The following is a 12,208-nucleotide window of genomic DNA, read 5'->3' on the forward strand; positions in this document are numbered from 1 at the left end:
GCCGCTCGTTCTCCATGAGCGTGACACGCAGCGCTTCGACGACCTTCGCTTCGGGAGTGGTCATCCCGGCCTCCGCATTCCGAACCGACATTACTTCCCGGCCTTGCTCATGGCTCGTTGCACCAGACTGGCCACATCCATATGGGCGATGGCGGCAGCCGATCGCTCCTCCGCCGATTCCCCGTCCACCTGCTGTTCCGCTTCGGGTTCCCGGACCAGCGCCATGAGGGTGTCGAGGATGCCCAGCTCCTGGAAGCGGCTCAGCGGTGTGCCGGCCAACGCGCGGCGCAGGTCCTCCTCACTCGCAGCGAGGCCCTGCTCAGGTGGGGCATCCGGGCAGAGCTTCGTCCGCAAGTGGCGCATCAGGGCGGTGGGCGTCGGATAGTCGAAGACCAGCGTGGCCGGGAGCCGTATCCCGGTGTGGTTGGCCAGCCGGTTGCGCAGTTCCACCGCCGTGAGGGAATCGAAGCCGATTTCGTTGAACGCCAGGTCCGGCCCGATGGCGTGGGCGGAGGCGTGGCCCAGTACCCGAGCCGCCTCCCGGCAGACCAGGCCGAGCAGGATCCGCTCCTGCTCCTCGGGCGTGGCCCTGGTCAGGCTCTGAGTGAAGGCGTCCAGATCGGCGGCCGTCCGCGCGATGCGCCGACCCTGCCGGACGAGGCCACGGAGCAACGGTGGCACTGGTCCGGTGGCGGCTTGAGTCCGCAGTGCGCCCAGGTCCAGTTTCATCGGAAGCACCACCGGCTGGGGCATGCGCAGCGCGGTGTCGAACAGTGCTCCGCCTTCGCCCTCCGACAGCCCGGTCACTCCCCCGCGCGCCATGCGCCGCTGGTCGGCGTCGGTGAGGTGGCCGGTCAGCCCGACCCCCGCACCCTGTGCCCACAGCCCCCACCCCAGGGAGATGCCCGGTAGCCCCTCGGCGCGGCGCCGATGTGCCAAGGCGTCCAGGAAGGCGTTGGCCGCCACATAGCTCCCCTGCCCCGAGCCGCCGAGCGTCCCCGCGGCCGAGGAGAACAGGACGAAGGCCGCCAGATCCAGGTGCCGGGTCAGCTCGTGCAGATGGAGCGCGGCGTCCACCTTCGGGGTGAAGACCGTGTCCAGCCGCTCCCTGGTCAATGCGGTGATCACGCCGTCGTCCAGCGCTCCCGCGCTGTGCACCACGGAGGTCAGCGGTGCGTCTTCGGGCAGCGAGGACAGCAACCCGGCCAGGGCGTCGCGGTCTGCCACATCGCATGCGGCGATCCGTACTCGTGCGCCGAGTGAGGTCAGTTCCCGCTCCAGCTCGGCGGCGCCGGTGGCCTGGGGTCCGCTCCGGCTGGTCAGCACCAGATTCCGTACGCCATGCTCGGTCACCAGACGCCGGGCGGCCACCTTGCCCAGCGATCCGGTACCACCCGTGATGAGGACGGTGCCGTCCGGGTCAAGTCGGCGCGGCAGGGTGAACACGTTCTTGCCGATGTGCTGCGCCCGGCTCATGAAGCGGAAGGCGGCCGGGGCGCGCCGGATGTCCCATGCGGTCACCGGTGGCGGGGTCAGCACCCCCTTCTCGAAGAGGTCGACCAGCTCGGTCAGCATCCGCCGGATGCGCTCGCCACCGGCCTCGGCCAGGTCAAACGCCCGATAGGCCACGCCGGGGTGCTGATTGCCCACCTCTTCGGCGTCCCGGATATCGCTCTTGCCCATTTCGATGAACCGCCCGCCCCTGGGCAGCAATCGGAGTGAGGCGTCCACGAAGTCTCCGGCGAGGGCGTCCAGCACCACATCGAAGCCACGGCCGCCGGTCATCTCGAGAAACCGATGCTCGAACTCCAGGGTCCGGGAGTTGGCCAGCCGTCCGTCCGGGACACCGGCGGTACGCGCCGCGTCCCACTTGGCCGGGCTGGCGGTGCCGTAGACCTCGGCGCCCCAATGCCGCGCCAGTTGCACCGCGGCCATGCCGACGCCACCGGCGGCGGCATGGATGAGCACCGACTCCCCGCGCTCCAGCCCTGCCAGGTCGCGCAGTCCGTAGTAGGCGGTGAGGAATGCGCAGGGGACCGCGGCCGCCTGCTGGAAGGACCACCCATCAGGCATGTGGACGAGAGTGCGGCAGTCGGCGACGGCGATGGGGCCGCCCGCGCCCTCGAAGAGCCCCATGACGCGGTCGCCCGGAGCGAAGCGGGTGACATCCGGGCCGACCTCCGTGACGACGCCCGCGCCCTCGTTGCCGATGCTGATCTCGCCGGGGTACATGCCCAGCGCCATCAGCACATCGCGGAAGTTGAGCCCCGCGGCACGTGTCTCGATCCGGACATGGCCCGGGGGCAGTGGCGCCAATGCCCCCGGCGACGGCAGCAGCGCCAGGCCCTCGAGCGTTCCCGGGCCGCGGGTGCCCAGCTGCCACGCGAGTTCTCCCTCGGGCGCCACCAGTGCCTCGTCGGCCGTCGCCCGGGTCAGACGGCGTTGGTGGCAGACGCCCGCTCGTAGTGCGAGCTGTGGTTCGTCCCCGGCGAGCAGGGCGGGCAGAAGGGTGGGCAGGGCCTCCGTGGAGGCCGGTGCGCGGTCCAGGTCGAGGAGCAGGATCCGCCCGGGGTTCTCCGACTGCGCGGTGCCGACCAGCCCCCAGGCCGCGGCGACCGCCGGATCGATCGGATCGGTGTCCCGGACTCCTACCGCGCGCCGTGTCAGCACCAGCAGGCGTGAGTCCTCCAGCGTGGGCTCGGTCAGCCACGTCCGCAGCACGTCCAGAACTTGGCCCGTCAGCTCATGCGCGCGGGCCGCGCTGGTGTCGTCGCCTACGGCATCGTCGGGGCCGATCTCGTACCGCAACACGGGCGGCGCCGCGACCGACGCGTCGACTCGGGTGGCCAACTGCCGTACATCCTGCGCGGTGTGTACGGAGACGGTGTCCAGTGGTACGTCGGCGGCGTCGACCCGCAGCTCCTCCCACCCTACGAGGAACATCCGGTCGGTCGAGGTCCGTGTGGCGGCGTCCAGCAGCGCCGTCGGCATCGGCCGCGACACCAACGACTCGACCGCCGCCACCGCCGCCCCGCTCGGATCGGCCAGCCGAAGGCCCACCCCCTCCTTGCCGTTGGGTGTGATACGTACGCGCAGTGCCGAAGCGCCGGAGGCATGCAGGGACACTCCCCGATAGGCGAACGGCAGGGTGGGCCCTGCCTGGTCACCGGTACGGTCGCGGAACGCGGTGGCGTGCAGGGCCGCGTCGAGCAGTACGGGGTGCAGCCCAAACGCGGTGGCTTCGGCCGACAGCTCCTCGGGCAGGGCCACCTCGGCGTAGATCTCGTCGCCCCGCGTCCACGCGGCCCGCAGACCACGGAAGGCCGGGCCGTATCCGTAACCGCTCGCCTCCAGCTCCTCATAGACGCCGCGCACCCGCTCCTCCGGGACCGCGACCGCCCCGGCGGGGGGCCACTGCGTCAGGTCCGCGTCCAGGTCATCGGGGGTGTCCTGGGCAAGGGTGCCGCTGATGTGGCGGGTCCAGGGGGTGTCCGTACCACCGTCCTGGCCGCGTGAGTGCACTGCCAGCGGGCGTCGGCCGGAATCGTCCGCCGCGCCGACGCTCACCCGCAGCTGAACACCGTCGCGCTCGGGAAGGGCCAGCGGTGCTTCGACGACAAGCTCTTCGACGACCCCACAGCCGACTTCGTCACCGGCGCGCACCGCCAGCTCCACGAACGCCGCCCCGGGCAGCAGCACCGTGCCCGCCGCCGTGTGGTCGCCCAGCCACGGATGCGTACGCGGCGACAGGCGGGAGGTGAACAGCAGGCCCCCCGACTCGGGCAGTTCGGTCACGGCGCCCAGCAGTGGATGGTCGGCGCCCGCGAGCCCCAGCGCTGTCGCGTCCACCGATCCGCCTCGCCGTCCCAGCCAGTAGTGCTGACGTTGGAAGGCGTAGGTGGGCAGATCCATCGCGGCGAGCGCGGGGATGTCGCCGAGCAGGGCGGACCAGTTCACGGGGACGCCGCGTACGTATGCCTCGGCCAGGGAGGTGAGCACGCGGCGCATTCCGCCCTCGTCCCGGCGGAGCGTCCCGGTCACCACGACCGGTCCGGCGTCCGCTTGCTCCGCCGCCGCCTCAATGCTCATCGTCAGCACCGGATGCGCACTCACCTCGACGAAGGCCGTAAAACCTTCCTCGATCAACCGGTCGATGGACGGGGCGAAGCGGACGGTGCTGCGCAGATTGCGGTACCAGTACCCAGCATCCAACTCGGCCGTATCCACCCACTCCCCCTCCACCGTGGAGAAGAACGGGATACGTGAGGACACCGGCCGCACCTGCGACAACGACCGGGCCAACTCCTCCTCGACCGCCTCCACCTGCGCCGTATGCGAGGCGTAATCCACATCAACCCACCGCGCCCGCACCCCCGCCCCCTCGCACTCCTCCACCAGCTCCCGCAACGCCTCCCGCTCACCAGCCACCACCACCGACAACGGCCCATTCACCGCCGCCACCCCAACCCGACCCGACCACCCCTCAACCAACCGCTCCGCCTCACCCACACCTACAGCCAGCGACACCATCCCGCCACGACCCGACAACCCAGCCGCGATCGCCCGGCTACGCAACACCACCACCCGCGCCGCATCCTCCAACGACAACCCACCCGCCACACACGCCGCCGCAATCTCCCCCTGCGAATGACCCACCACCACCGACGGCACCACACCAGCCGCCAACCACACCCGCGCCAACCCCACCATCACCGCAAACGACACCGGCTGCACCACATCCACCCGCTCCAACGACACACCACCCCCCACACCCCGCACCACATCCACCAACGACCACCCCGTCAACGGATCCAACACCCCCGCACACTCCGCCAAACACTCCGCAAACACCACACTCGACTCCAACAACTCCGCACCCATCCCCACCCACTGCGCCCCCTGACCAGGAAAGACAAACGCCACCCGACCCTGAGCGTCCGCGCGTCCCACCACATCGCCACCGGCCACCTCACCCCCGGCCACGGCCTCCAGACCCGCCAGCGCCTCACTTCGGTCCCCCGCCAGCACCACCGCACGTTCCGACAACCCCGCCCGCGACGCTGCCAAGGAACGTGCCAAATGGCCCAGTTCCACGTCTGACCGCGGCTCCAGAAAGTCCAGCAGCCGCCGCGCCTGCCCCCGGAGCCCCGCCCCATCAGAGCCCGAAACGACCAACGGCATCACACCACCCGGAACCTCCGGCACGACGTCAACCGCCGCCTCCGGAGCCTGCTCCAAAATCACATGAGCGTTCGTCCCACTCACCCCGAACCCCGACACCCCCACCCGACGCGGACGCCCCACCTCAGGCCACACCCGCTGCTCAGTCAGCAGCTCCACCGCACCCGACGACCAATCCACCTGCGGCGACGGCTCATCCACGTGCAGCGTGCGCGGCAGCACCCCATGCCGCAACGCCATCACCATCTTGATCACACCCGCCACACCCGCAGCCGCCTGCGCATGACCGATGTTCGACTTCAACGACCCCAACCACAACGGACGCCCCTCGGGCCGATCCTGGCCGTAGGTCTGCATCAACGCCTGGACCTCGATCGGATCACCCAGCGTGGTGCCGGTGCCGTGGCCCTCCACGGCGTCCACATCGCCCGCCACCAGCCCCGCGCTCGCCAACGCCTGCTGAATCACCCGCTGCTGCGACGGACCATTCGGCGCCGTCAAACCATTCGACGCACCGTCCTGATTCACCGCGCTACCCCGCACCACCGCCAACACCCGATGCCCGTTCCGCTCCGCATCCGACAACCGCTCCACAACCACCACACCCACACCCTCAGCCCACCCCGTGCCATCCGCCGACGCCGCGAACGACTTACAGCGGCCGTCTTCGGCCATGCCGCGCTGCCGCGAGAAGCCAACGAAGGCGCTGGGGGTGGACATGACGGTGGCCCCTCCTGCCAGGGCCATCGAGCACTCGCCGGAGCGCAGCGCCTGCGCGGCCAGGTGCAGGCCCACCAGTGAGGAGGAGCATGCCGTGTCGATCGTCATCGCCGGGCCCTCGAACCCCAGCTCATAGGCGACCCGACCGGTGAGTACGCTCGCCGAGCTGCCCGTCATCAGATAGCCCTCGACACCCTCGGGGACCGTGTCCACATCCGTGGCGTAGTCCTGGTTGAGGGTGCCGAAGTAGACTCCAACGTCCCTGCCACGGAGACCAGTCGGGTCGATTCCGGCGCGCTCCAACGCCTCCCATGACGTCTCCAACAACAGCCGCTGCTGCGGATCCATCGCCAGCGCCTCACGTGGCGAGATCCCGAAGAAGCCCGCGTCGAACTCCCCCGCGTCGCGCAGAAAACCACCCTCGCGGACATAGCTGGTGCCCGGGTGGTCCGGATCCGGGTCGAAGAGGTTCTCCAGATCCCAGCCACGGTCCTCCGGAAACCCACCGACCGCGTCACCACCCTCCATCACCAGGTCCCACAGCTCCTCCGGCGTGGTCACCCCACCCGGCAACCGGCACGCCATCCCCACGATCGCGATCGGCTCCGACCGCGCGGCCTCGATCTCGGTGAGCCGTTGCCGCGCCTGGTGCAGGTCGGCGGTCACCCGCTTGAGGTACCGGACCAGCTTCTCGTCGTTCTCCACCGGAGGTCACCTTCCCCTTCACTCGTAGGCGCGGTCGGAATCCGCCGGGTCCACGATTCCGAACTCGTCGTCGATGAAGGCCAGTACGTCGTCGACCGACGCCGCCTCGAGCGTCGCTTCGATGTCGGCGCCTCCGGCCGGCCCGGGGGCATCGGTGCTGAGTTTGGCCGCCAGCGCCCGGAGCCGGGCGGCGGCGCCCGTGTTCTTGACACCGTCCGGTGGCCGGGCGGCCACCAGTTCTTCGAGCCTCGCCACTTCGGCCAGCACCGGGTCCTGCGTGGTTTCGGCGCCCAGGCGGGTGTCCAGGTGGTTCGCCAGGGCGAGGGGCGTGGGGAAGTCGAAGGCGAACGTGGCGGGGAGTCGCATCCGGGTACGGGCGAGGAGCCGGTCCCGTAGTTCGATCGCCGTGAGCGAGTCGAAGCCGACGTCGGTGAAGGCCGCCTCGGCGCCGATACGGCCGACCGAGGCGTATCCGAGCACATACGCCGCCTCCTGCCGGACCAGGTCGAGCAGGATCGCCCGCCGGTCCGCGGGGCCCGCCCCGGCCAGTCGTGCGGTGAGCGCGTCGGCGTCGTGCGCATGCGCCGACTGGGCCTTCTGCCGGATCCGCCGGGGCTGGGGGACCAGCCCGCGCAACAGTGGCGGCACCGCCCCGGTGGCGGCGTGGGCCCGCAGGGCGCCGAGGTCCAGTTTGATGGGGAGGACCGTGGGTTGGCGCGTGCGCAGCGCGGTGTCGAAGAGCTCCATGCCCTCGGCCGAGGTCAGCGCGGCGAGTCCGTCGCGTGCCAGTCGGCGGTGGTCGGTGTCGCCGAGCTGGGCTGTCATCCCCGTGTCCTGGGACCACATGCCCCAGCCGAGGGAGATCGCGGGAAGCCCTTGGGCGGCCCGGTGCTGGGCCAGCGCGTCGAGGTAGGCGTTGGCGGCGGCGTAGTTGCCCTGGCCGGAGCTGCCGAAGGTGCCGGCGGCGGAGGAGAAGAGGACGAAGGCGGAGAGGTCCAGGTCCCGGGTCAGCTCATGCAGATGGAACGCCCCGTCCACCTTCGGCCGGAACACCGCGTCCATACGCTCCGGAGTCAACGCCGTCAGCACACCGTCGTCCAGAACACCCGCCGTATGCACCACCGCCGACAGCGGAGCATCCCCGGGAACGGCATCCAGCAGCCCGGCCACCGCATCCCGGTCCGCCACATCACACGCCACGAACCGCACCCGCGCACCCGCCCCCACCAGCTCCGCCTCCAACTCGGCGGCGCCCACGGCCTCGGGCCCGCGCCGACTGGCCAACACCAGACTCCGCACCCCGTGCACCGCCACCAGATGCCGCGCCACCACCGCGCCCAGCGCCCCCGTACCGCCCGTGACCAACACCGTCCCATCCACGCCCACACCGCCCGCTCCGGCCTCGGGCGGTTCCACCACACGGGTGAGCCGCCGTAGGAAGCACGCTCCGGCGCGGACCGCGGCCTGGGTCTCGTCGGCGGCGAACAGGGCGGGGACGAGGGTGCTCAGCGTGGCGTACGAGGACGGCTCGTTGTCGACGTCCAGCAGCAGGATCCGGCCGGTGTTCTCCGACTGCGCGGTGCCGACGAGCCCCCATACGGCGGCGATGGCGGGGTCGACCGGCTCGCCCGGATCGACGGCGACCGCGCCCGTGGTCAGCACGACCATCCGCGTGCCGTCCAGCGCGGGTTCGGTCGACCACGCCTGGATGACTTCCAGTACGCGGGTGGTCTGCTCGCGCACACTTCCGGTCTCGGCCACCTCGACCGTCACGGCGTCGAACCGGTCACCTCGCTCGGCCAGCGCGCGCACATCCTCGGCCGTGGCCACCCGCACCGCGCCCAGTGGGGTGCCATCCGGCGTCAGCGCCGTCTCCTCCCATCCGGGGCGGAGCAGACGGTCATGTGTCGAGGCGGTCTTGAACTGCCCGGGCTCGACCGGGCGGGACACCATCGAACCCACCGAGGCCACCGGGGCGCCGGTCTCATCGGCCAACTCCAGCGTCAGGGTGTCCTCTCCGGCGGGGATCACCCGTACCCGTAAGGCCGTGGCACCCGTGGCGTACAGCGCCACATCGCGCCAGACGAAGGGCAGCGCCGTCCGCTGGTCGGCACGTTCCGCACGGTGCTGGAACGCGGCGGCGTGCAGGGCCGCGTCGAGGAGTGCCGGATGCAGCCCGAACCCCGCCGCCTGGGTCCGATGTTCCTCCGGCAGAGCCACCTCCGCGTACACCGCGCCATCCAGCCGCCAGGCCGCCCGCACTCCCTGGAACACGGGCCCATACCGATACCCGGCGCGCTCCAGACCGTCGTACAGGCCCTCCACCTCCACCGGGTCCACCGCCACCGCACCCGCCGGAGGCCACACCGACAGCCCCACATCGGGAGCGGAGGCACCCGCCGCGGGCCGCAACGTCCCGCTCGCGTGCCGCACCCACGCAGCGCCCACGCCCGCGTCCTCCGCGCGCGAATACACCCGCACCACACGCCGACCGCCCTCATCGGCCTCCGCCACACTCACCCGCACCTGAACCGCCCCGCTCTCCGCCAACACCAGCGGAGCCTCCATCACCAGCTCCTCCACCCCACCGCAACCGACCTCATCACCGGCCCGGACCGCCAACTCCACAAACGCCGCCCCCGGCAACAACACCGCACCCGCAGCCACATGATCAGCCAGCCACGGATGAGACCCCAACGACAACCGCGAGGTGAACAACACCTCACCCGACCCCGGCACCTCCGCCACCGCACCCAACAACGGGTGCCCGACGCCCACCAAGCCCGCGGACGCCACATCACCCACCCCCCGCCGCTCTCCCATCAGCCAGTAGTGCTCCCGCTGGAAGGCGTACGTCGGCAGGTCGAGCGAACCGGTGTGCGTTCCGCCCAGCACGGTCGCCCAGTCCATGGGCACGCCACGCGTATGGCAGGTGGCCAGAGCCGTGAGAAGGGCGCGGGTCTCGTCACCCTCCCGGCGGAGGGCCGGTACGAAGGCGGTGTGCCCGTCGTCCAGGCACTCGCGGCCCATCGCGGACAGCGTGCCATCGGGGCCCAGTTCCAGATACGTACTCACCCCGTACTCGGCGAACGCCCGCACACCATCCGCGAACCGCACGGCCGAACGCACATGCTCCACCCAGTACTCGGGCGAACACACCGCCTCCGCCTCCACCAACTCCCCGGTTGCGTTCGACACCAGAGGAATCTCGGGGGCCGCGAACGACAAGCCCTCGGCCACCCGCCGGAACTCCTCCTGCATCGGCTCCATACGTGCGGAGTGGAACGCGTGCGAGACCGCCAGCCGCCTCGTCCGGCACCCCTGCCCCGACAACTCCTCCGCCACCCGCAGCACCGGCTCCTCATCACCGGAGAGCACCACCGCCCCAGGCCCGTTCACCGCCGCGATGCCCACCCCCGACACCAGCAGCGAACGCACCCGCTCCTCACCCGCACCCACCGCCACCATCGCGCCACCCTCCGGCAACGCCTCCATCAACCGACCCCGCGCCGCCACCAACACCGTCGCGTCTGCCAACGACAACACACCCGCCACATGCGCCGCCGTCACCTCACCGATCGAATGCCCACCGACGACATCCGGCACCACGCCCCACGACTCCACCAGCCGGAACAACGCCGTCTCCAGCGCGAACAACCCCGCCTGAGCGAACACCGTCCGCTCCAACAGCTCACCGTCCCCGAACACCACCTCCCGCACCGAACCCGACACCCCACCCGCGCCCAACTCCCCATCCAACGCCTCACACACCACATCGAACGCATCCCGGAACACCGGGAACACCTCATACAACCCCCGCCCCATCCCCACCCGCTGACACCCCTGACCAGCGAACAACACCCCCAACCGACCACGCACCACCGAACCCGACACCACCCCCACACCCAACTCACCCCGCACCACCGCACCCAACCCCGCCAACGCCTCCCCACGATCCCCCGCCACCACCACCGCACGATCCGACAACCCCGCCCGACCACAACCCAACGCAACACCCAGCTCCGCCACCCCCACCTCCGGGTGGCCTTCGGCGAAGTCCAGCAGCCGACGCGCCTGGGCCCGCAACCCCGCATCACCTCGCCCCGACACCACCAACGGCACCAGCCCACCAGGAACCTTCGGCGCCACGTCGACCGCCGTCTCCGGAGCCTGCTCCAGAATCACGTGGGCGTTCGTCCCGCTCACCCCGAACCCCGACACCCCCGCCCGGCGCGGACGCCCCACCTCAGGCCACGCCCGCCGCTCGGTCAGCAGTTCCACCGCACCCGAGGACCAATCCACCTGCGGTGAAGGCTCGTCCACATGCAACGTCTTCGGCAACGCCCCATGCCGCAGCGCCATCACCATCTTGATGACCCCGGCCACGCCCGCCGCGCCCTGGGTATGGCCGATGTTGGACTTGAGCGAACCCAGCCACAGCGGGCGGTCCTCCGGTCGCCCCTGGCCGTACGTGGCCAGCAGCGCCTGCGCCTCGATCGGGTCGCCCAGCGCCGTGCCGGTCCCATGGGCCTCCACCGCGTCCACTTCGGACGGGCCAAGGCGCGCATGGGCCAGTGCCTGCCGGATGACACGCTGCTGCGACGGACCGTTCGGGGCGGTCAACCCATTCGAGGCGCCGTCCTGGTTCACCGCGCTGCCCCGCACCACCGCCAACACCCGATGGCCACGCCGCTCCGCGTCCGACAGCCGCTCCAGCAGCAGCACCCCCGCGCCCTCGGAGAATCCGGTGCCGTCCGCCGCCGCGGCGAATGCCTTGCAGCGGGCGTCGGCGGCGAGTCCGCGCTGGCGCGAGAAGCCGATGAAAGCCCGGGGTGTGCCCAGGACGGTGACGCCACCGGCCAGCGCCATCGAGCAGTCCCCCGCCCGGAGGGCGCGCGCCGCCAGGTGGAGTGCCACCAGGGACGCGGAACACGCGGTGTCGACCGTGACGGCGGGGCCCTCGAATCCGAAGGTGTAGGAGATCCGGCCGGAGAGCACACTTCCGGCGTCGGAGGTCATCAGATAGCTCTCCAGGGCCTCGGGCAGCTCCGGCAGCCCGGCCCCGTAGTCGCTGCCCGCGAACCCGGAGAAGACACCGACGTCCTTGCCGCGCCACGCGGTCGGGTCGATCCCCGCCCGTTCGAACGCCTCCCAGGAGAGCTCGAGCATGATGCGCTGCTGCGGATCCATGGTGACCGCCTCGCGCGGGGAGATTCCGAAGAACCCCGCGTCGAACTCCCCGGCGTCATGCAGGAATCCGCCCTCGCGGACATAGCTGGTGCCCCGGTGGTCGGGGTCCGGATGAAACAGACCCCCCAAATCCCAACCACGGTTCACGGGGAAGCCGGTGATCCCGTCCCGCCCGTGCAGCACCAGCTCCCACAGCTGCTCCGGGGACGACACCCCGCCCGGAAGCCGGCAGGCCATCGCGAGGATCGCGATCGGCTCCGTCTTCTCGGCCTCCAGCTCGCGGACCCGCTTCTGGGAGCGGCGGGCGTCCGCCAGCACGCGCTTGAGGTAGTCGCGCAGCTTCCCGTCATCTGCCATGAGTGTTCACTCCCGAAGGAAACGGTGGCGTCTGCTGGAGGGTCGGCGGCGTGTG

At 71.0% G+C, this 12,208-nt stretch carries 1 protein-coding gene and 1 pseudogene; both read right to left on the bottom strand.

Going from position 1 to position 12,208, the window contains the following annotated elements:
• Positions 1-90: 90 nt before the first annotated feature.
• Positions 91-6,594 (bottom strand): annotated as a pseudogene (locus ACJX2R_RS06425) (SDR family NAD(P)-dependent oxidoreductase); the annotation flags it as partial.
• Positions 6,595-6,624: 30 nt separating this feature from the next.
• Entirely contained in the window at positions 6,625-12,114 is a 5,490-nt protein-coding gene (locus tag ACJX2R_RS06430) for an SDR family NAD(P)-dependent oxidoreductase (RefSeq protein WP_413105782.1), read from the bottom strand.
• Positions 12,115-12,208: the final 94 nt, after the last annotated feature.

Origin of the sequence: Streptomyces sp. Inha503 (assembly GCF_047215865.1) — a bacterium.
In the GTDB taxonomy this organism is placed as follows: domain Bacteria; phylum Actinomycetota; class Actinomycetes; order Streptomycetales; family Streptomycetaceae; genus Streptomyces; species Streptomyces lycopersici.